At 63.6% G+C, this 23,237-nt stretch carries 21 protein-coding genes and 1 pseudogene; 6 read left to right on the top strand and 16 right to left on the bottom strand.

Going from position 1 to position 23,237, the window contains the following annotated elements; all coding sequences use genetic code 11:
- Positions 1-56 precede the first annotated feature (56 nt).
- The 7 genes and pseudogenes from mnhG to mbhE form a co-directional block, all read right to left on the bottom strand.
- A complete protein-coding gene (gene mnhG / locus ACX3OZ_RS07240; protein ID WP_459096358.1) occupies positions 57-410 on the bottom strand; it encodes a monovalent cation/H(+) antiporter subunit G in 354 nt (117 codons plus the stop codon).
- Positions 410-706: pseudogene (locus tag ACX3OZ_RS07235) on the bottom strand (cation:proton antiporter); the annotation flags it as partial. The gene mnhG and the pseudogene ACX3OZ_RS07235, both read right to left, overlap by 1 nt.
- The gene (locus ACX3OZ_RS07230) at positions 703-1,182 is read right to left on the bottom strand and encodes a Na+/H+ antiporter subunit E (RefSeq protein WP_459096357.1); all 480 of its coding nucleotides are present in this window, start codon (positions 1,180-1,182) and stop codon (positions 703-705) included. The pseudogene ACX3OZ_RS07235 and the gene ACX3OZ_RS07230, both read right to left, overlap by 4 nt.
- Entirely contained in the window at positions 1,179-2,741 is a 1,563-nt protein-coding gene (locus ACX3OZ_RS07225; RefSeq protein ID WP_459096356.1) for a proton-conducting transporter transmembrane domain-containing protein, read from the bottom strand. Before ACX3OZ_RS07225 ends, ACX3OZ_RS07230 begins: the two co-directional genes overlap by 4 nt.
- Before the next feature lies 1 nt (position 2,742).
- Complete coding sequence (locus tag ACX3OZ_RS07220) at positions 2,743-3,120, bottom strand: Na+/H+ antiporter subunit C (protein WP_459096355.1); 378 nt, start codon at positions 3,118-3,120, stop codon at positions 2,743-2,745.
- A complete protein-coding gene (locus ACX3OZ_RS07215) occupies positions 3,120-3,545 on the bottom strand; it encodes an MnhB domain-containing protein (RefSeq protein WP_459096354.1) in 426 nt (141 codons plus the stop codon). The genes ACX3OZ_RS07220 and ACX3OZ_RS07215 overlap by 1 nt, the downstream gene beginning before the upstream one ends.
- Entirely contained in the window at positions 3,542-5,881 is a 2,340-nt protein-coding gene (mbhE, locus tag ACX3OZ_RS07210; RefSeq protein ID WP_459104174.1) for a hydrogen gas-evolving membrane-bound hydrogenase subunit E, read from the bottom strand. Before mbhE ends, ACX3OZ_RS07215 begins: the two co-directional genes overlap by 4 nt.
- Positions 5,882-6,084: 203 nt before the next feature.
- On the opposite strand from mbhE, the gene ACX3OZ_RS07205 reads away from it, so the two are divergent.
- From ACX3OZ_RS07205 to ACX3OZ_RS07190, 4 genes are all read left to right on the top strand, one after another.
- A complete protein-coding gene (locus ACX3OZ_RS07205; RefSeq protein WP_459096352.1) occupies positions 6,085-8,181 on the top strand; it encodes a S9 family peptidase in 2,097 nt (698 codons plus the stop codon).
- 74 nt (positions 8,182-8,255) lie between these two features.
- A complete protein-coding gene (locus ACX3OZ_RS07200) occupies positions 8,256-8,861 on the top strand; it encodes a superoxide dismutase (RefSeq protein ID WP_459096351.1) in 606 nt (201 codons plus the stop codon).
- 158 nt (positions 8,862-9,019) lie between these two features.
- Entirely contained in the window at positions 9,020-9,565 is a 546-nt protein-coding gene (locus ACX3OZ_RS07195; RefSeq protein WP_459096350.1) for a response regulator, read from the top strand.
- Positions 9,566-9,568: 3 nt separating this feature from the next.
- A complete protein-coding gene (locus ACX3OZ_RS07190; protein WP_459096349.1) occupies positions 9,569-9,868 on the top strand; it encodes a DUF6958 family protein in 300 nt (99 codons plus the stop codon).
- Positions 9,869-9,935: 67 nt separating this feature from the next.
- On the opposite strand, the gene ACX3OZ_RS07185 is transcribed toward ACX3OZ_RS07190, so the two are convergent.
- Complete coding sequence (locus ACX3OZ_RS07185) at positions 9,936-10,502, bottom strand: LOG family protein (protein ID WP_459096348.1); 567 nt, start codon at positions 10,500-10,502, stop codon at positions 9,936-9,938.
- Positions 10,499-11,995, bottom strand: a complete 1,497-nt coding sequence (locus ACX3OZ_RS07180) for a helicase HerA-like domain-containing protein (protein ID WP_459096347.1) — start codon at positions 11,993-11,995, stop codon at positions 10,499-10,501. Before ACX3OZ_RS07180 ends, ACX3OZ_RS07185 begins: the two co-directional genes overlap by 4 nt.
- 131 nt (positions 11,996-12,126) lie before the next feature.
- On the opposite strand from ACX3OZ_RS07180, the gene ACX3OZ_RS07175 reads away from it, so the two are divergent.
- A complete protein-coding gene (locus ACX3OZ_RS07175) occupies positions 12,127-13,401 on the top strand; it encodes a TIGR03808 family TAT-translocated repetitive protein (protein WP_459096346.1) in 1,275 nt (424 codons plus the stop codon).
- Between the two features lie 137 nt (positions 13,402-13,538).
- On the opposite strand, the gene ACX3OZ_RS07170 is transcribed toward ACX3OZ_RS07175, so the two are convergent.
- The 3 genes from ACX3OZ_RS07170 to ACX3OZ_RS07160 form a co-directional block, all read right to left on the bottom strand.
- A complete protein-coding gene (locus tag ACX3OZ_RS07170) occupies positions 13,539-14,579 on the bottom strand; it encodes a GSU2403 family nucleotidyltransferase fold protein (RefSeq protein ID WP_459104173.1) in 1,041 nt (346 codons plus the stop codon).
- Between the two features lie 112 nt (positions 14,580-14,691).
- Positions 14,692-15,690, bottom strand: a complete 999-nt coding sequence (locus ACX3OZ_RS07165; RefSeq protein WP_459104172.1) for an asparaginase — start codon at positions 15,688-15,690, stop codon at positions 14,692-14,694.
- Positions 15,691-15,895: 205 nt separating this feature from the next.
- Positions 15,896-16,234: an SH3 domain-containing protein gene (locus ACX3OZ_RS07160; protein ID WP_459096343.1), complete on the bottom strand. Its 339-nt coding sequence runs from the start codon at positions 16,232-16,234 to the stop codon at positions 15,896-15,898.
- Between the two features lie 143 nt (positions 16,235-16,377).
- Between ACX3OZ_RS07160 and ACX3OZ_RS07155 the strand changes: the two genes are divergently transcribed.
- On the top strand, positions 16,378-17,235 hold the full coding sequence (locus tag ACX3OZ_RS07155) for an NAD-dependent epimerase/dehydratase family protein (RefSeq protein ID WP_459096342.1): 858 nt from the start codon (positions 16,378-16,380) through the stop codon (positions 17,233-17,235).
- Positions 17,236-17,461: 226 nt separating this feature from the next.
- Here the strand turns inward: ACX3OZ_RS07155 and ACX3OZ_RS07150 are convergent, their stop codons facing one another.
- From ACX3OZ_RS07150 to ACX3OZ_RS07135, 4 genes are all read right to left on the bottom strand, one after another.
- Complete coding sequence (locus ACX3OZ_RS07150) at positions 17,462-19,123, bottom strand: urocanate hydratase (protein WP_459104171.1); 1,662 nt, start codon at positions 19,121-19,123, stop codon at positions 17,462-17,464.
- A 76-nt stretch (positions 19,124-19,199) separates the two neighbouring features.
- Positions 19,200-20,300 (bottom strand): DUF917 domain-containing protein, encoded by a 1,101-nt coding sequence (locus ACX3OZ_RS07145; RefSeq protein WP_459096340.1) that lies wholly within the window; start codon positions 20,298-20,300, stop codon positions 19,200-19,202.
- Positions 20,300-21,553 carry a Zn-dependent hydrolase gene (locus ACX3OZ_RS07140; protein ID WP_459104170.1) on the bottom strand — a complete coding sequence of 418 codons (1,254 nt, stop codon included), beginning with the start codon at positions 21,551-21,553 and terminating at the stop codon, positions 20,300-20,302. Before ACX3OZ_RS07140 ends, ACX3OZ_RS07145 begins: the two co-directional genes overlap by 1 nt.
- Positions 21,554-21,713: 160 nt before the next feature.
- Complete coding sequence (locus ACX3OZ_RS07135) at positions 21,714-23,072, bottom strand: dihydroorotase (protein ID WP_459104169.1); 1,359 nt, start codon at positions 23,070-23,072, stop codon at positions 21,714-21,716.
- Positions 23,073-23,237: the final 165 nt, after the last annotated feature.

Here is a 23,237-nt window from a genome sequence, read left to right as displayed (position 1 = left end):
TTTAGTGTCGTCCGCAACCCGACGGGCTGCAATTAACATGTTACCAATATGGCAATTCATGCGCCGAGATTTCGGCTTCTTTTAGACTTTAGTTCATCAACGACCGTATTGACGGGTAATTGATCAGTGGCGCGATAATTTGCTCTTGCCAGCAGGTGCGCCGAGACTGGCGTTGTGAGCAAAAGGAAGACGAAACCGATTATCGCCCGTAACGCTATGCCAAAGTCGAAGCACATCAGCGCCACGGCCAGCATTACCAGCCCGCCCCCGACTGCCCCGGCCTTGGAGGCGGCATGCATGCGAGTATAGAGATCGGGCAGTCGTAGTACGCCGATAGCCGCCAGCAGGCTGAAGACCGCCCCCAGCAGCAGGATCAGGCATCCGGCATAGATGGCAATATCAGCAATCATGGCGTGTCACCCGACGATGGTGTGGCGCGCGACAGGATATAGCGCGCCAGGGCGACGGTGGAGAGGAACCCCAGCAGCGCCAGCGCGATGGCAATATCGAGATAGAGATAGAGCCCGGTGCGAATGGCGATGGTGCCGACAAAGCCCATAGCCACCACCGTCAGCAGGTCCAGCGCCAGCACCCGGTCGGCCAGGGTTGGCCCGAGAATGATCCGCACCACCGAGATCAGCAACGCCAATCCCAACAACAGCAAGGCGATCAGCGTCGCCAGTGACAATGCATCTGCCGGTGTCATGCAAAGACCTCCTGCACCTTGGCTTCGAAACCACCGGCAATATCGGCGATCAGGGCCTCGCGCGTGTCGAGCGTCAGGGCGTGGACGTAGAGCACACTGCGATCCTCGCTGACATCGACGCTCAGCGTGCCGGGGGTCAGCGTAATGAGATTGGCCAGCAGGGTAATCTCGGCATCGGATTTCACGCTCAGCGGGAAGGCGATGATGGCCGGGCGCAGGGCCGCCTTGAGATTGGGGGTCAACACCACGATGGCCACGCGCACGGCGCTGATCGCCAGCTCGCGGAGAAACAGCACCGCCAGCGCAACGATGCGGCCGAGTCGCCGCAGGGTTTTCGGTGGCGCCACGATATTGCGCAGCGGAAATATTGCTACGGCGGCAATGGCAGCGCCGAGCAGCAGGTTCAACCCGCTGAAATTGCCGGTAATGCCACCCCAGGCCAGCGCCAGGACAAGAATAAGCGTGATCGGTTTCATGGCGTGCCTCCAGCCAGCCCGATAGCAGTGACGTAGCGCGCCGGATCCAGCAGGTCGGGTGCGCCGGCATTCAGCGCCTCAAACAGCCCGTTCGGCCATAGCCCGGCGGCGACGACAATGGTCACCAGCGCGCCGGTGGCGCCGAAGCGCAGCCAGGCTTCGGAGCGCAGCAGCGCCGGCGGTGCGCTTACGCCATCGGGCACAGCACGCCAGAAGATATGCGCCCAGAGCCGGGCGCCGGCGATCAGCGTCAGCACGGCATTGACCAGCAGCGCCAAGGTCATCAGCCCACCAACCCAGCCGGCCTCAGCCAAGGCCGCCTGCACCAGCAGCAGTTTGGGCCAGAAGCCGAGAAAGGGCGGTACGCCGGCCGTCGCCATCACCATGATGAAGAACAGAATGGAGAGCGGCGCGCTGGCCGCATAAATCCCGCCCATGCGCCGGGAATCAGTTTCACCGGTCAGACGTTCAACAAGGCCCGCCACCAGATAGAAGGCCGTCATCGTCAGAATGGCGTGGAACACATAGAGCCCGGCCCCGCTCACCCCGGCCAGCGAGGGAATGGCGATACCGGCCAGCACCGCGCCAACGCCGCCGATCAGCATGAAGCCGACAGCGCGCCGCAGATTGGTTTCGGCGATGGCGCCCAGCGGCGCGATCAGCAGCGTGCCGATGGCGATGGTGACCAGCACCGGCTCCAGCAGGTCCCGACTGGCCGGCAGCAGCACCACCAGCGCCCGCATCAGCGCGTAAATGCCCACCTTGGTCAGCAGGCCGGCAAACAGCGCCGAAATCACCGCTGGCGGGGTGTGATAGGCCGCCGGCAGCCAGGCATTGACCGGGAAGGCCGCCGCCTTCATGCCGAAGGCCAAGAGCAGCAGCGCCGCCACCCCGGCCATGGCGGCGGGATTGGCCGAGGGCGCCACGCGCATGATGTCGGCCATATTGAGCGTGCCGATCAGGCCATAGAGCAGGCCGAGCGCCAGCAGGAAAAAGGTGGTGGCGAGGAAATTGATGAAGCCATATTTCACCGCGCCATCGAGCTGGATCGGCTTGCCGCCCAGCACCATGAGCCCGAAGGAGGCAATCAGCATCACCTCGAACCAGACATAGAGATTGAACAGATCGCCCGTGAGGAACGAGCCGGTGACACCGGCCAGCAGCAGCAGCACCAGCGCGTGGAAGCCATCGCCACCGTCGCTCAGGCCGCGTTCGCCCTGCGCATAGACCAGCACCACCAGGGTCACCACCGATGCCGCCAGCGCGAAACCGGCGCCAAAGATATCGGCGGCAAAGCTGATGCCGAAAGGCGGCAGCCATTTTCCCATGGTCATGCTCAGCGGGCCGCTTTCGACGACGCGGACCAGCAGGTTCACTTCGCAGGCCATGACCGCGAGGACGATCAGCACCGCCAGCATGAAGGTCAGCCCGCCCGCCTTGCGCAGCATCAGCGCCATGGCGGCGCCCAGCAGCGACAGCGCCAGCGGCAGTACCACCACCCAGTCGGCGGCAGCGGTTACCGTGTCGATCATCGCCGGTGGCAGCACCAGTTCTTCCATCTCAATAACTCAGCGGCGGGTTGGGCTCGTTCACCGGCTCAGCGACGCGCATGGCGTCGGTGTTGTCGGCATCGAGGCTCTGATAGGCGCGGAAGGCCAACACCAGCAGGAAGCTGAACATGGCAAAGCCGATGACGATGGCGGTCAGGATCAGCGCCTGCGGCAGCGGATTGGCAATCGGGCCGGCCGGCTGCGCCAGCCCTGCCGGAACAATCGGCGCGGCTTCGCGCGTCAGCCGTCCGGCGGTGAAGATCAGCAGATTGACGCCGTTGCCGAAGATGGTCAGGCCGAGCAGCATGCGGATCACCGAGCGCGACAGCAGCAGGTAAATGCCCAGCGCGATGAAACAGCCCACCAGGGCCGCCAGTACATAATCCATTACTTGGCCTCCCCGCCGTCGCCTTCGAGCCCCAGCGCAATCGCCGCAATGGTGCCGAACACCACGAGATACACCCCGATATCGAACACCATCGGCGTCGACAGCGGCACGACGGCCTCGCCCAGTTCGAGATAGAGCCAGATGCTGGTCATGAAGGGCGAACCGGTGAACAGCGACAGCAGCCCCGACAGAGCCGCAATGAACACGCCGAAGCCGGCAATGGTCAGCGGATCAACCTTGAGCGCCCGCCGCGCCTCCGCAGCGCCCAGCGCCATGCCGAGGACGGCGATGGAGGACGCGGCGATCAGCCCGCCGATGAAGCCGCCGCCCGGCTCATTGTGGCCGCGCAGACAGACATAGATGGAAAACACCAGCATGATGGCGACGATCAGCGGCGCCATGGTGCGGAAGATGACGGTATTCATGGCTTCACCTTGCGCCGGCGCAACAGCGCCGTGATGGCGATGCCCGCCGCCATCACCACGGAAATCTCGCCCAGCGTATCAAAGCCGCGATAGTCCACCAGGATGACGTTGACGATATTGGAGCCGTGGGCGATGGGCACGCTGGTGGCGGCGAACAGGTCGGACAGGCGCGTATCGAGCGTGCCCGACAGTACCACCATCAGCAGCAGGCTGACGCCCGCGCCGCAGACCAGCGCCAGCGTGCCGTCGCGCGCCAGATCTTCCCACGGGCGAGGATCGCGCTCATCGAGCCGCAGCCGCGTCATCACCAGCGCCAGGATCACCACCGACAGCACTTCGACCATGAACTGGGTGAAGGCCAGATCGGGCGCGCCGAACAGCAGGAAAATCAGCGCCACCGCCGTGCCCTGAATGCCCAGCGCCATGATGGCCACCAGCCGGCTGCGCGCCATCAGCACCGCGCCCAGCCCGATCAGCGCCAGCGCGACCACGCCCCACTCGTAGAGCCGTAGCTCGGGCCAGCGTAGCTTGGCCGACCAATCGCCCAGTTCAGCGATCGGCAACAGCACGTCGTAGCCGCGGAGCAACAGCAGCGGCAGGATCAGCGCCAGCGCCAGCGCGCTGAACACCACCACGAGATAAATCTCCAGCCGCCCGTGATGCAGCATGCGCGTCACCGCACCGGAAAAGCGGATCAGCCCGAACATCAGCGCGTCGAATACCGTGTCGGCCGTCCAGCCCAGCCAAGCCTCGAAGCGCCGCAGCACGGTGCGCAACGCCGCCGCCTGCCGATAGACCAGCACACCCAGGCCCCAGGTGGCGATGGACAGCCACAGCAGCGGGCTGGTGGGGTTGATCGCCAGCGACAGATGGCTTTCCACTGCTTGTCCGGCAATCGCCGAGGCGGTAGGCGCCAGCAGGGTCTGCCCCAGCCAATCGGTCATCACCGCCGCGACAATGCCCATACCGCCGAGCAGAATCGGCCCGACCAGCATGGCGAGCGGGGCTTCATGGGCCGGCTTCGGCGTCGGCAGCACGGGGCCGAGGAAGGGTTTGACCAGGATCAACATGGCGACGCCCGCCAGCAGGCCATTGCCGGCCAGCAGCACCAGCAACACGGCCACATCCGGCCAATGCCAGCTCATGAGGCCCAGATACATTTCTTCCTTGGCGAAATAGCCCAGGGTCAACGGCAGGGCGATCATCGCCAGCGCGCCCAGCGCCGCGCCGATGAAGGTCAGCGGCATCTTGTCGGCCAGCCCGCCCAATATGGTGATGTCGCGCGTCCCGGCCTCATGGTCGACAGCGCCGACCACCATGAACAGCCCGGCCTTATACAGCGCATGCGCCACGAAATAGAGCACCACGGCGGCAATCGCGGCCGGTGTCCCTAGCCCGAGCAGCAGCACCGACAGACCCAACGACGCCACGGTGGTCTGGGCCAGCATCTGCTTGAGATCGGTCTGGCGCAGTGCACCCAGCGCGCCCCACAGCAAAGTCGCGCCGCCGAAGCACACCAGAATAGTGGTCCAGGCCGGCGTGCCGCCCAGCCATGGGGTGGTGCGTGCCAGCAGATAAACCCCGGCCTGCACCATGGTCGCCGAATGCAGGAACGCCGAAACCGGCGTCGGCGCTTCCATGGCGTTGGGTAGCCAGACATGGAATGGCAGTTGTGCCGATTTAGTGAAGGCGGCGAGCAGGAACAGGCCCAGCACCAAGCCGTAGAACCCGCCATTGCGCACGGTGTCGTCCAGCGCGCTCAGCTCCCACACGCCGGTCAGCTGATGCACCAGCACCGCGCCCGCAAGCAGGGCCATGCCGCCAATATTGGTGATCACCAGCGCCTGGATCGCCCCGCGACGCGCCGCCTGTCGGGTGTGATCAAAGCCGATCAGCAGGAAGGAAGTGACCGAGGTCAGCTCCCAAAACATGAACAACGCCAGCATGTTGTCTGACAGCACAAGGCCCAGCATCGCCCCCATAAAGGCGAGCAGGAAAGCCAGGAAGCGGCCCAACTGCGGGTGGCCTTTAAGATAGGCCCCCGAATAGAGCACGATCAGCGTGCCGATGCCGGAAATGGTCAGCGCGAAGGTGAGGCTCAGCCCGTCGACGAAGAAGGACAGGTTGAGATCATAGGCGGGCACCCAGCCAATGCGCGCGGCGACCGAGCCATTGGCCAGCACCGGATCGATCAAACTCAGCAGAAACAGAAAAATTCCGGCAGGAACCAGCGCCAGCACCCAACCGGCAAAAGGCTTGGTCAGCCGATGCACCAGCGGCGCCAGCACAGCGGCAACAAATGGCACAATCGCCACGAGCGCTATGCTTGCATCCATTCCAGGCCCCAACCGAAAATACCCCCGCCGACCGACTCTTCGGGCCCGCGTGCGGCAAGACCTTACTCATTGATCATCCTGCAACAAGTCAAAACGGCCCACAAAGTCCGAGTTGTGGGGAAAACACCTTCCCGGCGCCCAACCCTTTCTTTCATTTGCCGGCGCGCCTATGTGAATGGACCTGCCGCAGCTGGACCCGCCCCATGACCAAAGCCACCCCACCCGTCGCCGCCCGCAAGCCCCACGCCGTCACGTTCCACAATATCGCGCGTAACGACCCATATCATTGGCTGCGCGCGGATAATTGGCAGGAGGTGATGCAGAAGCCCGAAACGCTGGACGGGGAAATTCGCGCCTATCTCGACGCCGAGAACGCCTATTTCAACGCTGAATTCGGCGAACCGACCGCCGCGCTGCAGGACACCATCTACAAGGAAATTCGTGGCCGCATAAAAGAAGACGATAGCGGTATCGCCTCGCCCGATGGCCCCTTCGCCTATAATTCGCGGATGCTTGAAGGCAAGCAGTACCCGCAGATCGTCCGCACCGCGCGTGATGGTGGCCCCGAAACCGTGCTGCTGGATTGCAATATCGAGGCTGGTGACAGCTATTTCGGCTTTGCCGGCGCCGAGCATGACCGCTCGCATCGTTATCTCGCCTGGGCCGCCGACCGCGCCGGCTCGGAATATTATGACATCGTCATCCGCGATCTCGACACCGGCGAAGACAGTGCCGAAATCATCACCGAGACCGCCGGCTCCTATGTCTGGACCAATGATTCCAAGGCGATCTACTACACCGAGTATGACGACAACCACCGCCCCTACCGGGTGCGGCTGCACGTCATCGGCACCGATCAGGCCAATGACAAGATCATCTTCGAGGAAGCCGATCCCGGCTTTTTCGTCGGCGTTGGCCGCACGCTGTCGGACAAGTTCATCGTCATCGACGCGCATGATCACCAGACCTCGGAATGCTGGTTGATCGATGCCGAGCTGGGCGGCGAACCCCGTCTTGTGGCGCCGCGCCTGACCGATCGCGAATACGACATCGATGAGCGCCATGGCGTGCTCTATATCCGCACCAATGCCGATGGTGCCGAGGACTTCAAGATCGTCACCGCGCCGGTCGACAATCCGGGTGCCGCAAACTGGGTCGATCTCGTGGCCCATCAGCAAGGCGTGCTGATCCTCGATACCGTGGTGATCGAGAACCATCTGCTGCGGTTGGAGCGCTTTGAGGGTCTACCGCGCATCGTCGTGCGCGATCTGCGCAGCAATGCCGAAGAGACGGTGCGGTTTGACGAGGAAGCCTATGCGCTGGGCATGTCGGTCGGCTACGAATTCGATACCTCGGTGTTCCGGCTGACCTATTCGTCGCCCACCACCCCGTCGCGCACCTATGATGTCGACCTCAATACCGGCACGCGCAGCCTGCTCAAGGAGCAGGAAGTGCCCTCGGGCCATAACCCGGACGATTACGAGACGCGCCGGCTGTTCGCCACCGCTTCCGATGGCGAATTGGTGCCGGTCACTGTGCTGTATCGCAAGGGCACCAAGCTCGACGGCTCCGCTCCGGCGCTGCTTTACGGCTATGGCGCCTATGGCATGTCGATGCCGGCGGCCTTCTCCATCTCGGCGCTGTCGCTGGTCGATCGCGGCTTTGTCTATGCCACCGCCCATATCCGTGGTGGCATGGAAAAGGGCTATCGCTGGTATGTGCAGGGTCGCCGCGAGCACAAGTCAAACACGTTCACCGACTTCATCGCTGCCGCAGAAATGCTGATCGAACAAGGCTTTACGTCCAAGGGGCGTATCGTGGCGCAGGGCGGTTCGGCCGGCGGCATGCTGATGGGAGCCATCGCCAATCTGCGGCCGGATCTGTGGGCCGGCGTGCTGGCGCAGGTGCCGTTTGTCGACGTGCTCAACACCATGCTGGATGAAACCCTGCCGCTGACCCCGCCCGAATGGCCGGAATGGGGCAATCCGCTGGCTTCGGCCGAGGATTATGCCCGTATCGCTGCCTATGCACCTTATGAGCAGGTCGCGGCGCAGGACTATCCGCCGATTTTTGCGCTGGCCGGGCTGACCGATCCGCGCGTCACCTATTGGGAGCCGGCCAAGTGGGTTGCCAAGCTGCGCGCAACCAAGACGGGCACCGCACCATTATACCTCAAGACCAACATGGACGCCGGTCATGGCGGCGCTTCCGGGCGCTTCGATCGGCTCAAGGAAACTGCGATGTGTTACGCCTTTGCGCTCAACGCGGTCGGTTTGGAAGGATCATTCGCCTCCAAGTAATTGTTGTGTCGTCACATTCGGCCTATACCAAGGGCTGAATTTCCTCAGCGTCTAATCCCAAAACGGAGGCCATAATGTCCACCAAGTTTACTCTGCCGCCCCTGCCCTACGCCTATGATGCGCTGGGCCCCTATATGTCGGCGGAAACGCTTGAGTTCCACCACGACAAGCACCACCAGGCTTACGTCACCAATGGCGAAAAGCTGCTGGAAGGTTCGGGCCTGGAAATCCTGCCGCTCGAGGACATCGTCAAGGAGTCCTTTGGCAAGAATGCCGGGCTCTTCAACAATGCCGGCCAGCATTACAATCACGTGCATTTCTGGAACTGGATGAAGCCCAATGGCGGCGGCAACAAGCTGCCGGGCGCTCTGGCAGCCAAAATTGATGAGGATCTGGGCGGCTTTGACAAGTTCCGCGCTGATTTCATCGCTGCCGGCACCACCCAGTTCGGTTCGGGCTGGGCCTGGCTGTCGCTGAAGAACGGCAAGCTGGAAGTCACCAAGACCGCCAATGGCGAATCGCCGCTGGTCCATGGCGGCCATCCGCTGCTTGGCGTCGACGTGTGGGAGCACTCCTATTACATCGACTACCGCAATGCCCGTCCGAAGTATCTCGAAGCCTGGTTCGACAATCTGGTGAACTGGGAACATGTCGAGCTGATGTTCGACGAAGCCAAGTAGGCTTTTCTAACACTACAGACGCCCGCTAGTGCCCTGCACTGGCGGGCTTTTTTGGGTCGCAACGTTATTTCCCCCCATGAATTAGCCATTTCCGGAACCCGGCTCTTCTGCGAGTCGTTGGCCCGTGATAACGGTTCGTTTACTATTAGGGGATGCCAGTGTCCGAGCCGACCAAGGTCGTTGCCATCATTGCGGCTAATCCGGCGCTATCGTCTCTTTTGGCGATGGTGGTGGCCGGCGACTCACATCTCAAGGTGCGGCAGTTCGACAGCGATATCGACCTGATCGCCTATATGCGCCTGGCGCCGGTCGACATGCTGGTCTGCGATTTCGACCGTGAGGGTCGCCCGGCCTATGAGATGGTCGAAGGCATCCGCCTCAATAATTCCCTTATAAGTCAAGACGTTCCGGTGATTGCGCTGACCCGCACCATCACCCCGCCGATGCGCCATCAGGCGATCAGCGCCGGGATTGACGAGGTCATCATCAAGCCGATGTCGCCGCGCCATTTGCTGCAGCGCATCCAGGCGCGGCTACGCAATCGCAGCGTGGTCGGCCTGCTGGGCGGCTATCGCGGGCCGGACCGGCGCAACCGCACGCCGCTGCCGACGCCGCATCCGGTGCCGACGCGCCGCAATACCGACAACGTCGTGCCGTTGTTTCCCGACCGCCGCAAGCCGCGCCATCCGGGCCTCGAAGGCTAAGCCATGGCCAAGGACGACGGCGATAAGTATCTGATGGAAAACGGGGTTTCCCCGGACCATAAGGTGCGGGTCGATGCCGCCAAGTTCATGGCAATGAAGGAAGCAGTGCTCGCCGTGCTGCCCAGCGAAGCGCCAGGAATCACCCCGGCCGAGCTGCGTGAGCGCATCACACCGATCCTGTCGCAGACCCATTTTCCTGGCGGCGAAAAGGCCGGCTGGTGGATGAAGGGCGTGCAGCTCGACCTGGAATTCAAGGGTGTCATCGCCCGCAGCACCAAGCCCGTCAGACTCTACAAGATTTAGCCAGCAGGCTGACGGTTTGCTGCCAGCATGCTGGTGGTTTTCTTGCGGTTTTCTTGCAGATTTCTGGCTATCGCGCTTCGCTGATCAGGCGGCTGAGCCGGGCCCACAAATCTTCGATGGTATCGGCGAATTGCACGGCGCGTTCGTAGCCGCGCAGACCGGGCGACAGCACGTCGGCGGCATAGCCACGGATCACTTCATAGGCGCGATGCCGATTGAGCATGATCACCGGAATGGTGCGCCCCTGCGCCTTTGCCGAACCCCAGGCGCCGAACAAGGACGTCGCCGAAGCCAGCGAGCCGGGCAGCGCCACAAAGGCCTCGGCCAGTTCGGCGATGCGGGCCGAGCGTTCGGCACTGGTGGAGAGCACTTCCATGGTGACGCCGGCCAAAGCGGGCGGCAGCACGATGGCGCAATCGGCGATGATCTGCACATGGCCGCCGGCGGCGCGGGCAGCGGTGATCAGCGGCACCGGGATGACGTCATTTTCCGCGAGGCAGATGATGCGGGCGCCGCGCTTGGCGAAATAGGTGCCGGCCTGGCTCATGATCGAGGCGCGCTCGGGATTTCCCGGCCCCCGGTCCGAGGCAAAGACGGCGATGACGTGTCCGGTGGCGGCGCCTTCCATGCTCATCGTCCCCGCTTCAAGCCGCCGAGGATGCCGCGCACCAGCGCGCTCCCCAACTGGTTGGCGACAGTGCGGGCCAGTGAGTTCATCGCCGCCTCGGTCGGGGTCTGGCGGGTCGAGGCGCGCGGGCGCGGCGCGGGACGGTCGTCAGCATAGCTGCGCTCGCGCTTGAGGCGTTCGTCATCCTGTTGCGCGCGTTCTTCGGCCAGCTGCTTGTCCCGGGTGCGGCGGCCCAACACCTCAAAGGCGGAATCGCGGTCGATGGGATTGTCGTAGAGGCCGGCGACCGGCGAATTGGCGATGATCGATTCGCGTTCGGCCGGACTGATCGGCCCGACCTGTGCCGAGGGTGGCCGGATCAATGTGCGGCCAACCATCGAGGGAATGCCCTTGGCCTCAAGCACCGAGACCAGCGCCTCGCCAATGCCCAATTGAGTGATGACTTCGGCGGTCGAAAACGCCGGATTGGGGCGGAAGGTATCGGCGGCGACCCTGACCGCCTTCTGCTCGCGCGGGGTATAGGCGCGCAGGGCGTGCTGCACGCGATTGGACAATTGCGCCAGCACCGACTCGGGAATATCGACCGGGTTCTGGGTGACGAAATAGACGCCGACGCCCTTGGAGCGCACCAGCCTGACCACCTGCTCCACCTTGTCGATCAGCACCTTTGGCGCGTCATCGAACAGCAGATGGGCTTCGTCAAAAAAGAACACCAGCTTGGGCTTGTCGACGTCGCCGACTTCGGGGAGCTCCTCGAACAGCTCGCTCAGCATCCAGAGCAGGAAGGTGGCGTAAAGCCGGGGCGCGCGCATCAATTCGTCGGCGGCCAGAATCGAGATGAAGCCACGCCCGTCGCGATCAGTGCGCATCAGATCGGCGATTTCGAGCGCGCGTTCACCGAAGAAATTCTCCGCGCCCTGCTGTTCCAGCACCAGCAAAGCCCGCTGGATGGCGCCAATGGAGGCGGTGGTGACATTGCCGTAGCGGGTGGAGATTTCCTTGGCCCGCTCTTGCAGATTGACCAGCAGCGCCCGCAAATCCTTGAGATCGAGCAGCAGCAGACCTTCGTCGTCGGCCACCTTGAAAGCGATGTTGAGCACGCCTTCCTGAGTGTCATTCAGCTCCAGCATGCGGCTGAGCAGCAGCGCGCCCATTTCCGAAATGGTGGCGCGAATCGGATGCCCCTGCTTGCCGAACAGGTCCCAGAAAATCACCGGGAACACGTCATCCTTGAAATCGGTGAAGCCGATTTCTTCGGCCCGCTGGGTCTGCCAGCCTTGCGCCGCGCCCATCTTGCCGACGCCGCTGAGGTCGCCCTTGATGTCAGCGGCAAATACCGGCACCCCGGCGGCGGAAAATCCCTCGGCCAAAACCTGCAGCGTCACCGTCTTGCCGGTGCCGGTCGCCCCGGTCACCAGACCATGGCGATTGCCATATTTGAGCGCGAGATATTCGGGCTGCGTGCTGGTCCCGAGAAAGATCTTGTCGTCAACGAGCATCGGTGCCGCCGTTCTTTTGAGTTGCAGTCTTATAGCCGCCCGCCTCGCGCCGGGACAACTCGTAACTCTGTTTTCCATTGCTGATGGCGAGAGCGGCCTGCGAGCGGCATGATGGGCCAAAGAGGAAAGCCATGCTCGTCCATCGCCGCCGTATCCTTGCCGCACTTGCCGTTCTGGCCGCCACGCCCGTCGCCGCCCGCGCCCAAGCGGTGCTGGATGCGGCAACGCTCGGCGTGATCGGCGATAGCGGACAGAATCAGGGTGCCGCCCTGCAGGTTGCGCTCGATCAGGCCGCCGCCAGTGGCCAGGTGCTGCAATTGCCGTCCGGCAGCATCGCGGTGCGTGGCCTCGATTTCCCGGCCAATCTGGTGGTTCAGGGGGTTCCCGGGCGCACTGAGTTGACGCTGCTGCCCGATGGCAGAGGGCTAGCCGTGCAGGATCGGGCTGCGCTGGTGTTGCGCGATATCGGTTTTTCCGGCGGGCTCAGCATCAGCGCCAGTGATGACATCACGCTGGAGCGCTGCCGCTTTCGCGATGCCGCGATCGGCCTCAGTATCAGCGACGCCAGCGTCACCATTCGCGACTGCCAGTTCACCGAACTGGGCGATGCCGCTATTCACGCCATGGACAGCCGGGGGCTGGTCATCAACGGCAATCGCATCGATGGCTGCGGCAATGCCGGCATTCGCATCTGGCGCAGCGCCAACGGCGCGGACGGCTCCATCGTCACCGGCAACCGCATTGCCAAGATCGGCTGGGCTGGCGGCGGCAATGGCCAGAATGGCAATGGCATCAATATCTTCAAGGCCGACGAGGTGATCGTCGCCGACAACCACATCGCCGACTGCGCCTTCAGTGCCGTGCGGCTCAATGCCACCAACAACACTCAGGTCAGCGGCAATATTTGCCTGCGCTCGGGCGAGGTGGCGATTTTTTCCGAATTCGGCTTTTCCGGCTCGGTGATTGCCAACAACATCATCGACGGCGCCGCCACCGGCATTTCCATCACCAATCTGGATAGCGGCGGGCAGCTCGCGGTGTGTTCGGGCAATATCGTGCGCAACATCACGCCGGTTTCGGCGGTGAACCCGGACACAACGCCCATCGGCATTTTTGCCGAAGCGGAAACCGCCATCACCGGCAATGCGGTGCACAATGTGCCCGGCGTCGGCATTGCGGCCGGCTACGGGCCGTATCTGCGCAATGTGCTGATCTCGGGCAATGTGGTGGCGGAGAGCGATATCGGCATTGGGGTCAGCGTGGTGGACGGCGCCGGGGCGGTGACGCTCAGCGGCAATCATGTCGCCGCGCGGCTGCACAAGATCGTCGGGCTGGCGTGGACAGAGGTGGTGGAGCCGGATCTGCTGGGGAATGGTGAGCGGTATGGGAATGTGGTGGTGAATTAGGGGGGCGCCGTTGCTGTTCCCAATGGGCCGTCACCCTCGGGCTTGACCCGAGGGGGTTCCACTCGTTTTGCGCATGGAAGTATAGATCCCTCGGGTCGAGCCCGAGGGTGACGATCGGGGGTGGGAGGGGGAAAAAGCTAAAGCTGCGCTTGGAAAAGATGGGCAGCATCAGCAACGACGTCCTTGGGCAGCATGCGCAAGGCATCTGACTGGACCGGCAGATGCGGGAAGTGCTCAGCCACGATCGCACCAACCGCTTGCGCCTGTTCCGCATCCCGGCGTTTTTTGAGCGGGTCCCGGTCGACACGCTGGGAAATCCAGTGCTTGTGAATCGTCCATACACGCGGGTCAGTCGCAACAATCCGAAGCGGATAACCGCGTTCATCCAGCGCGACGGCCTCGAATGACGGCGCGTTCTCCAGCCAGACCAAGCCCTCAATTTCCGATGCCGTAAGGTCATCGGCCTCGCCCTGCTGGCTTTGGCTGGCGTCGGGCGCCCAAGGCGGATTGCGCATCGGCTTGATCAAATCGACCATGTAGCCTTGCGCATTTTCTGCGCGGTAGGGCTGCCGGCTTTTCTCAAAGCTCTTGTCGACATTGCGCAGCACCGCCATCAGCGATCGCTCCGACACATCGTCCGAAACGATAAAGCGAAGTCCACCCCTGCTGTCGAACAGCAGGTCGATATCGCCGGTGGTCGTCAACTCGGTATCGACCATCACACCGGCGACCGCCTCATAGGCAAACAGGGCATGCGTGCCCACAACGCGCAGCCCCGCCCCCAACGCGCCAATTCGGTCCAGAGCGCGCATAATCCTGGCACTGATCATGGGGACCCGACCCAGCCGAAGCGCCCGGTTGATGGCGGCCTGTCGATCCATCGCGGCGTCAATCGTGGCAAACCGCTGTTTAGCCTCGTCGCGGCCGCGCTCGAAATCCGCCTTGAGCGCTTCGGTCGTCTCGGATCGCACGCCCAACGACCGTTGTTTTCGGGTGCCGGCCTTCTCGTAATAGCTGCGCAACAGATATTCGACGCCGTTCACAGTGTGCCACACCATGGAGCCGCGCGACGCGTCAAGCCGCTCCCGCGCATCGCGCCACGTGGAAAAGCGTTGCTGCGTGTTGATGAGTTCGCGCCGCTGCTCGTTATCTAACTCGTTTATTTTCAATGAGTTCATCAATTTTGGCGACCTCATTCAAAATCTATTGCAACATAAATTATGCATATATCACAATAGCTTCAACACAAATAATCAAAAACCGCAAAACTGTTGCAAACATTCAGAGCGGCTACCCGACGCTGCGCAATTCGCCCACTTCGGCGCCGCGGACGCTTTTGATGGGTTGGTGGGCCAGGGTTTGTAGCAAAGCACGCTGTTCGTCGTTCGGGTCGGCCAGCTTGAGCAGCATGCCGGCCAGCATGGCTTGGGAGGCAGCGATGTTGCCGTCGTCGCATTTGAGGGCGTAGCCCCAGCCCTTGTCGCGGATGGCGCCGCATTGCACGCCTTCGGCGCCAACTTTTTGCATCAGCCGGCCCTTGAAGGCTTCCATCAGCATCGTATCGGCGTGGCCGGTGCCGGCAACCAGATGGGGATGGCTGGTGGCGGCGTCAAACAGGCGTTGGGAAGCGGTGCCTAGCTCGGGGGCAAGGCCCTGCCCTGTTGCCATGCGGGCAAAGCCAAAGGCGAAGGCGCGCAAGGGGGCGGCGAAGGTGGGGATGGAGCAGCCGTCGGTGCCGCATTTGCCTTCGGTCAATTGTTCGCCGATCACCGCTTCAACGGCGGCGCGCACCGCACGCTGCACTTCGTGCTCGCGGCTGACATAGCCGGCGGTGGGCACACCCATGGCGAGCGCGACGCTGAGCATGCCGGAATGCTTGCCCGAGCAATTATTGTGCAGCGGGCTGGGCGGATTGCCCGAGGCGCGCAGCGCTTCGCGGGCCGCGGCATTGGTGGGGACATGGGCGCCGCATTCGAGATCGGCGGCGGAGAGGCCGATGCGGGTCAGCAACCCATTGGCGGTGGCGACATGGTCGGCTTCGCCATGGTGGGAGGCGCAGGCCAGGGCCAGCTCTTCGGCGGTGTGGTGGAATTTGTCATCGGCGTGGCGGGCAAAAATCGGCAGCGCCTGCATGGATTTGATGGCCGAGCGGGGGAAGATCGGCCGCTCGATATCGCCTTGCGCGGCGATGATCGTGCCCGCCGCGTCCATCACCACATAGGCGCCACGGTGGCGGTTTTCGACCCAATTGCCGCGAATGGTTTCGGCAAGAATGGGATTGGCATCCATAGTAAAAAACTCCGGTCCAGGCTGTGTTCACGAACAGCGCAGGACCGGAAAAGTCAACAGAGCATGGGAAGTCAGGAGGCAGGCACGAAGTCGATTTTTCTCGCATCGGCGAGGGTGGCGGCCCGGTCGGGCTGCAGTTGCGATCTGCGGCGATGGTGAAACCGCAGACTGGCCGGGTCGCCGCCGTCGCCGACGGCGGGCGGGATCAGCGATCCCGATGGCGGATGGCGGTCAGAAACTTGGAATTGACCCAGCCGGTGGTGTTGCGGGCGCTGACCAGGCACCAATCGGCGCTGGCTTTGACCTCGATGCAGCGTTCGACCCAGACCTGGGCGCCGGGGCGGATGGCGCCGACCTGTTGGGAATAGGAGGCGGGCCATTTACGGACATTGAGCTGGTCCCAGCGGGCGACGCCGCTCACCTTGGCCGGCTGCTCGACGTGATAGCCGGCAGCCATGGCGGGCTGCACGGCGAAGGCGCCGGCGGCGACCATCACGAGGCCGCAGAGCGAGGCGATCAATAGTTTTTCCTGGTGCTTGTTCATTTTGCTGTCCCCTGGAGAGCGTCATCCTTGGGAACACAATGACCGGGCTGGCTTGAACCGACCGTGATAGCTGCGTTCAGAAACCGTTCATGTTGGCAGCGCCGCGGTTCGCGCTTAATCTGGCGGGCAAAAGGGAGGCCCCAATGGCCAAAATTCTGGTGACCGGCGGCAGCGGCAAGCTCGGGCGTGCGGTGCTGCGCGATCTGGTGGCGCATGGCTATGAGGTGCTCAATCTCGACCAGCAGGCGCTGAGCGAGCCGATCTGCCCCAGCGTGCGCATCGATCTGAGTAATTTCGGCGAGGTGGCGGCGGCAGTGCTGGGCGGGATCGACGAGCGCCAGGGGCCGTTCGACGCGGTGGTGCATCTGGCGGCGATTCCGGCGCCGGGATTGGCGGCCAATGCGCGGATTTTCGCCAATAATGTGCCGACGACCTATAATGTGTTCGAGGCCTGCCGGCTGGCGGGGATCAAGAATGTCGTGTTTGCCTCAAGCGAGACGGTGCTCGGGCTGCCGTTCGATACGCCGCCGCCCTATGCGCCGGTGGATGAGGAATATTATCCGCGCCCGGAAAGCGCCTATTCGCTGGGCAAGCTGCTGGATGAAACCATGGCGGCGCAGTTCTGCCGCTGGGACCCGGAATTGCGCATTGTCGGGCTGCGGTTTTCCAATGTGATGAACCCGGAGGACTATGCCGCCTTCCCCAAATTCGACGCCGATCCGATGACGCGGAAGTGGAATTTATGGGGCTATATCGATGCCCGCGACGGCGCGCAGGCGGTGCGGCGGGCGGTGCAGGCCGATTTCACCGGGTTCGAGGCGTTCATCATCGCCAATGCGGATACGGTGATGAGCCGGTCGAATATGTCACTGCTGGCGGAAGTGTTTCCCGAGGTACCGGTCAAGGGGCACCTCACCACCAATGGCACGCTGCTGAGCATCGAGAAGGCCAAGCGGATGCTGGGATATTCGCCGCAGTTTAGCTGGAAGGGGGAGGTTTGAGGGGGACTCGATCGCATATGGATCGGGGGACCGGTTCCATTAGTCCCACTGCGCGTGGGCTCCCTCGCCCCTGAGGGGAGAGGGCGGGGCGAGGGGTTCAATGCCGGTGCAGGCACTGTGTCCCAACGCGACGCTGAACCCCTCACCCGACCCTTCGGCTCGACCTCTCCCCTCAGGGGAGAGGTGACTTCGGCTCCACTCCAGAGGCTGGGGTACTCCGATCTCCCTACCCCACCGGGATGTAGCCGATGCCCTTAGCTGCGATTTCATCGAGGCTGTCCTCGTAGCCGGCGTCGGCGTAGCGCATGACGCCGAGGGCGGTGTCGTTGGTGAGGGCGTGGTCGAGGCGTTCGTCGCCTTCGGCCGTGCCATCGGCGATGATGGTGACGCCGGCGGAGGTCATGTAGCCGGCATAGCCGCCGCCGCCGGAGTGGACCACCACCAGATCGGCCATCGATGAGCACAGCAGCATGGCGTCGAGCAGGGGCCAGTCGGCGATGGCGTCGGAGCCGTCCTTCATGTTCTCGGTCATGATATTGGGGTGGGCCATGGCGCCGGCATCGAGATGGTCGCGGCTGAAGGCGACCGGACCGCTGAGGGTGCCATCGGCCACCATGGCGTTGACGGCACGGGCCAAAGCGGTGCGCTCGCCATGGCCGAGCCAGGCAATGCGGGCCGGCAGGCCCTCGAAGGGCACATGCTGGCGGGCCAGCGCGATCCAATTGGTGACGATCTTGTTGTCGGGGAACATTTCCAGCAGTCTGTCGTCGATCCTGGCGATATCGGCCGGGTCGCCGGACAGCGCCATCCAGCGGAATGGGCCGATGGCGCGGGCGAAGAGCGGGCGCAGATAGGCTTCGGTGAAGATCGGGATATCGAAGGCATTGTCGACGCCGCCGGCCTGGGCTTGGGTGCGGATCAGATTGCCATTGTCGAAGACTTCGCTGCCGGCCTGCTGGAAGGCCAGCATGGCGCGGACGTGGTCGGCGATGGAAGCGCGGCTGGCGGCCATCAGCTGGGCCGGGCCTTCGACGCGCAGGCGCTTGACCTCGGCCAGCGACATGCCCTTGGGGACGTAGCCATAGACCAAATCATGCGCCGAGGTCTGATCGGTGACGATATCGGGGACGATGCCGCGACGGGCGATTTCGGGGTAGATTTCGGCGGCATTGCCGACCAGGCCAATGGAGGTCGCGCGCTTTTCGGCCACGGCCTTGTCGATCATCGCCAGAGCGGTATCGAGGTCGGGGGCGATGGCTTCTAGATAGCCGATGTCCTGGCGCATCTTGGCGCGGTCGGCGTCGATATCGACGCAGAGGATGGCGGCACCGGCCATGCGCCCGGCCAGCGGCTGGGCCCCGCCCATGCCACCGAGTCCGGCAGTGAGAATGAAGCGCCCGGCCAGCGAACCGTTGAAACGGTTTTCGGCGATGCGCATGAAAATCTCATAGGTGCCCTGAATGACGCCCTGGCTGCCGATATATTGCCAGGCGCCGGCGGTCAGCCCGCCCCAGCAGATCAGGCCCTTCTGCTCCAGCTCGTAGAACACTTCGGCCTTGGCCCATTGGCCGATGATGTTGCAATTGGCCATGATGACCAGCGGCGCTTTGGCATGGGTCTTGAGCAGGCCGATGGGCTTGCCGGACTGGATGATCAGGGTTTGATCCTCGTCCATGCGCAGCAGGGTTTCCACGATGGCCTTGTGGCTGGCCCAATTGCGCGCGGCTTTGCCCAAGGCAGCGTAGACCACGAGGTTGTCAGGGTCTTCGCCGACGCTGAGCACGTTTTCGAGGAGGCGCAACAAGGCTTCCTGCCGCCAGCCCTTGGCGCGGAGCTCGGGGCCGCCGGGGATCGGGAAATTGGGGTGGCGCGGGTTGGGTGTGGGCATGATGCAATCTTTCCGTGAGCAGTCCAAAAACCCGGTGTCATCCCGGCCTTGAGCCGGGATGACATCGAGCGTGGCGTTAGTTTCCAGCGCCATCCAGCGCATATTTCGCCAATTCGATGCCCATGCGGGTTTCGACGAAGGGGTAGACGGTGGGATCGAGGACGCTCGAACTCAAGGGGATGATGGCTTTGGGGACGTGGAGGACGAAGATTTCGAGGCCGATGGAGAGTTCGCCCACGGAGAGGGGGTGGCCGGTGGCGTCGAGGGTGGTCAGGACGTCGGGGAAGGTGGCGAGGCGGGTGCCGCCAGCATCGTCGACGGCCATATATTCGTTCATCACGTGGAGCGTGGTGGCGCTGTCGCCGGACCCAAGAGTGATGCGGCCGATGTCGAAGGCTTCCTTGGTGTAAACCACGTCCATGGCGGTGATCTTGCCCTGGGTGAGAATGTTGCCGCCGGTGGTGGCGACGATAGCGTCGATCACCTTGCCGGGGCCTTTGGCCTCGGCGGCGATGATGGCTTCGCCGAGCTTGAGGGCTAGGGAAATGCCGCCCAGCGCCGCGTGCTTCTTCACATAACTGGCAGGTAGCGGATTGCGGCAGGAGGCGATGAAGCCGCCCGACATATCGGCGGCGGTGCGCAGGATGGGCGAGATTTTGGCCGTGGCGCCGCGCGTGACCAGCTCGATATAGCGGTTTTCATCGCGGTTGCCGCCGACAGCAGTCTGGATCATCTGTTCGGGTGAGCCGGCCATGCCGATGGAGCCCATGTCGCCAGTCGGATGGGCGCGGATATCGCCCACGGCGTCGACCACTTTGGTGCCGAGGATGGCGGAGGGGAGCCAGCCGTTGAGGGTGGAGGATTTGCCGTTCTGGCCGATCATCAAGCCGCTGAGCTTTTCACCCAGCGCGTCCTGCAGCAATTGCACGGCTTTGACATAATCGACGCCCTGCATTTCCCAGGGCGTGGTCGAGGCCGGCGCGCCGATGGCTGCGGCGGTGGCCACCCAGTCGTTCTCGTCCAGTTCCTCGATGCTGACCAGTTCGGGCTTGCCGATGCTGACGGCCGCCATGCCGAGCATGCGGCCATGATCGGCCCAGCCGCCGCCACCGGCCGCATAGACGGAGCCACCGCGCACGGCGGGTTCGACATCTTTTTCGGTCAGAATACGGCCCATCAGAATTCCCCTTGTAGCTTGGTGTCGAGCGCCCGCACGGCGCCCAGCAGGACGGCGGCGCCGAGCGCGATATCTTCATTGGTGGCGAATTCGTCGGGCGCGTGGCTGCGGCCATCGAGGCAGGGTACGAAAATCATCGCCGCCTTGGTGACGCGCGCCATCCAGGCGGTGTCATGCCCTGCCCCCGAGGCCATGCGGCGATGTTTGGCTCCGGCGCTGTTACAGGCGGCGTCGAGAATATCGAGCAGATCGGCGTCGCAGGGGGTGGGATGATTGTCGGAGACGAGGCGCGGGGTGCTGACCTTTACGCCGGTCTTTTCGGAAATCGCCGCGATGCCGTTGGTCAGTTCTTCGATGAAGCGCTCCATGTCGTCGCGCAGTTCGGCACGGGCATCGATCAGCATGCGGACGCGGGCCGGCACGACATTGGCGGCATTGGGGGTCATTTCGAATTCGCCGACGGTGGCGGCGAAATGGGCCTCGCCGCTGGCCAGCGCCTTGCCCAATTCCTCGACGCCCAGCGCAATCCAGGCGGCGGTGGTCAGTGCATCCTGACGCGCCCCCATCGGAGTGGTGCCGGCGTGATCGGAACGGCCGTCGACGATGATTTCGATGCGGGTGATGCCGGCGATGGCGGTGACCACGCCGATATCGAGCTGTTCACTCTGCAGCACCGGGCCCTGCTCGATATGCAGTTCGAGGAAGGCCTTGATGTCGTCGCGCTGGGCGAGGCGATGCGCGTCGCCGCCGACCTGGGCGATGCCCTGCTCCAGGCTCAGGCCGTCATGGCTGCGGGTGAGCCACTCGGCTGGGCGGGTGCCGCTAATGCCGCGACTGCCAATGCAGGAGACGCCGAAAATGGAGACTTCCTCAGCGAGGAAATCGACAATTTCGAGCGTATGATCGAGCACGATATTCTGGTCATGCAGGGCGCGCGCCACTTCGAGCGCGGCGATGACGCCAGCAATGCCGTCAAAGCGGCCGCCATCGGGCACCGTATCGGAATGCGAGCCGAGCATGATGGTGCCAAGCTGCGGGCGCTTGCCGGGGATGGTGCCGATCAGATTGCCGGCGGGGTCGATATGGGTCACGGCACCGGCGGCCTGCATGGCGTGGGTCAGCCAGGCACGGCCTTCGAGGAACATCGGGGTGAAGGCGCGGCGGGTATAGGGGTGGCCCGGCTCGGTGATGGCGGCGAGTGTGTCGATATCGGTGGCGATACGGTCGGCGCGGATGGGGGAATTGGGGATCATGGGCTTGGAGCAATCCAAAAACGCGGTGTCATCCCGGCCTTGAGCCGGGATCCATCCCCAGATCTCAAGATGGGCCCCGGCTCAAGGCCGGGGTGACATTGTGGTTGGGGTGTCGGCTGAGCGAAGCTAGGCTGCGGGGTTGAATTGGGCGACAGGTCCATCATGTCCGCACCTCCGGCCGCACGAAGCGCCCTGCCCCGGGTTCGGCGACAGTGGTGCCGTCGAAGACCTGCTGGCCGCGCAGATAAGTCAGCCCGACGGTCCAGGGCAATTCGATGCCGTTATAGGGCGACCAGCCGACGACATTGTGGCCGCTGGCCGCGGCGTTGTAGCGGGTCGGGCGCGGGAACAGCACGGTGATGTCGGCATCCTTGCCGGGGGTCAGCGCGCCTTTGACGTGGTCGAGGCGGAAGTGCTTGGCGGGGTTTTCGGCCATCAGCTTGGCGGCCCAGGTCAGGGGAATGTCGCGCTTGAGCGCGCCCATGACGAAGAGCGGCACCATGACCTCAAGGCCCGGCACGCCGGAGGCATTGGCCAGCATGTCGGGATTGGTCTTGCGGTTTTCCGACCAGCTGACATGGTCGGTGGAGACCAAAGTGACATTGCCGGCGCGGACGTGGTCCCACAGCGCTTCGACTTCGGCGCGGGGGCGGATCGGGGGATTGATCTTGGCCTTGCCGCCGAGGCGGGCGACGTCGTTTTCTTCGTCCAGCGTCAGATAGTGGATGCAGGCTTCGATGGTGGCGGCAAAGCCTTGGTCGCGGTAGCTGCGGGCGATCTGGTAGCCACGCGCCAGCGAGCAATGCACGACATGGGCCGGGCAGCCGGTCTGGGCGCCGGTCTCGTAGATTTGAAGGCTGGCCAGCAATTCGGTCAGTGGCGGGCGGCTGAGACCGTGGGCGCGGTAATCGGTGATGCCGGCTTGCTTGACCTTGGCCATGGCGGCGCGGACCATTTCGTCGTCTTCATTGTGCACGCCAGCGGTGAGGCCGGTTTTGGCGACGGCGGCGAAGCATTCTTCCAGCAAGGCCGGCGGAATACGCGGGAAGCGAACGGGATCGGTGCCGAAGGTGGAGAATTTGAAGGCGGCAACGCCGGCCTCGGCCTGTTCGGCGATGCGGGCGGGGCCTTCTTCGGGGTTGATGGTGCCGTAAAGGGCGAAATCGACACGGGCTTGTGGGGTGGCATGGGCCACCTTGATGCGAACGGCTTCGGCGGAGCAGACCAGATTGCCCTCGTCATAGGGCATGTCGACGATGGTGTTGACGCCGCCGGCCGCTGCTGAGCGGGTCGACCAGATGAAGTCTTCCTGGTTCTTCTGACTCAGGGAATGGACCTGGGCATCGATGGCGCCGGGCAGGATCAGGGCGTTGCCGAGGTCGTGGCGCTCATGGGCCTGCGGGGCGACGCCTTCGCCGACATGCACGACTTTGCCGGCGCGCACGGCGACATAGCCATTTTCAACAATGGTATCGGGCAGCACCACGGTGCCGGACAGGACGAGATCGAAATCGGACACGCTAGTTCTCCAAAGCCACCGCGCCTCCCCTCTCCCCTTGAGGGAGAGGGTGGATCGGCAAAGCCGAGACGGGTGAGGGGTTGATCCCGCAATCGCAAGAGCAGAAGGGACCCCTCATCCGCCCCTTCGGGGCACCTTCTCCCTCAAGGGGAGAAGGGAAGACAG

It is taken from the genome of Devosia sp. A369 (genome assembly GCF_054489345.1).
The sequence above is the reverse complement of the archived record's forward strand: the minus strand, read 5'-3'. Positions and strand labels throughout refer to the sequence as shown.

What these genes read in the sequence shown, in the direction of transcription:
- ACX3OZ_RS07200 (WP_459096351.1), top strand. Translation starts at nt 8,256, where the DNA reads ATGTCCACCAAGTTTACTCTGCCGCCCCTGCCCTACGCCTATGATGCG.
- ACX3OZ_RS07190 (WP_459096349.1), top strand. Translation starts at nt 9,569, where the DNA reads ATGGCCAAGGACGACGGCGATAAGTATCTGATGGAAAACGGGGTTTCC.
- mbhE (WP_459104174.1), bottom strand. Translation starts at nt 5,881, where the DNA reads ATGGATGCAAGCATAGCGCTCGTGGCGATTGTGCCATTTGTTGCCGCT.
- ACX3OZ_RS07220 (WP_459096355.1), bottom strand. Translation starts at nt 3,120, where the DNA reads ATGGATTATGTACTGGCGGCCCTGGTGGGCTGTTTCATCGCGCTGGGC.
- ACX3OZ_RS07150 (WP_459104171.1), bottom strand. Translation starts at nt 19,123, where the DNA reads ATGCCCACACCCAACCCGCGCCACCCCAATTTCCCGATCCCCGGCGGC.
- ACX3OZ_RS07215 (WP_459096354.1), bottom strand. Translation starts at nt 3,545, where the DNA reads ATGAATACCGTCATCTTCCGCACCATGGCGCCGCTGATCGTCGCCATC.
- ACX3OZ_RS07170 (WP_459104173.1), bottom strand. Translation starts at nt 14,579, where the DNA reads ATGAACTCATTGAAAATAAACGAGTTAGATAACGAGCAGCGGCGCGAA.
- ACX3OZ_RS07225 (WP_459096356.1), bottom strand. Translation starts at nt 2,741, where the DNA reads ATGGAAGAACTGGTGCTGCCACCGGCGATGATCGACACGGTAACCGCT.
- ACX3OZ_RS07205 (WP_459096352.1), top strand. Translation starts at nt 6,085, where the DNA reads ATGACCAAAGCCACCCCACCCGTCGCCGCCCGCAAGCCCCACGCCGTC.
- ACX3OZ_RS07175 (WP_459096346.1), top strand. Translation starts at nt 12,127, where the DNA reads ATGCTCGTCCATCGCCGCCGTATCCTTGCCGCACTTGCCGTTCTGGCC.
- ACX3OZ_RS07180 (WP_459096347.1), bottom strand. Translation starts at nt 11,995, where the DNA reads ATGCTCGTTGACGACAAGATCTTTCTCGGGACCAGCACGCAGCCCGAA.
- ACX3OZ_RS07165 (WP_459104172.1), bottom strand. Translation starts at nt 15,690, where the DNA reads ATGGATGCCAATCCCATTCTTGCCGAAACCATTCGCGGCAATTGGGTC.
- ACX3OZ_RS07145 (WP_459096340.1), bottom strand. Translation starts at nt 20,300, where the DNA reads ATGGGCCGTATTCTGACCGAAAAAGATGTCGAACCCGCCGTGCGCGGT.
- mnhG (WP_459096358.1), bottom strand. Translation starts at nt 410, where the DNA reads ATGATTGCTGATATTGCCATCTATGCCGGATGCCTGATCCTGCTGCTG.
- ACX3OZ_RS07185 (WP_459096348.1), bottom strand. Translation starts at nt 10,502, where the DNA reads ATGAGCATGGAAGGCGCCGCCACCGGACACGTCATCGCCGTCTTTGCC.
- ACX3OZ_RS07230 (WP_459096357.1), bottom strand. Translation starts at nt 1,182, where the DNA reads ATGAAACCGATCACGCTTATTCTTGTCCTGGCGCTGGCCTGGGGTGGC.
- ACX3OZ_RS07160 (WP_459096343.1), bottom strand. Translation starts at nt 16,234, where the DNA reads ATGAACAAGCACCAGGAAAAACTATTGATCGCCTCGCTCTGCGGCCTC.
- ACX3OZ_RS07140 (WP_459104170.1), bottom strand. Translation starts at nt 21,553, where the DNA reads ATGATCCCCAATTCCCCCATCCGCGCCGACCGTATCGCCACCGATATC.
- ACX3OZ_RS07155 (WP_459096342.1), top strand. Translation starts at nt 16,378, where the DNA reads ATGGCCAAAATTCTGGTGACCGGCGGCAGCGGCAAGCTCGGGCGTGCG.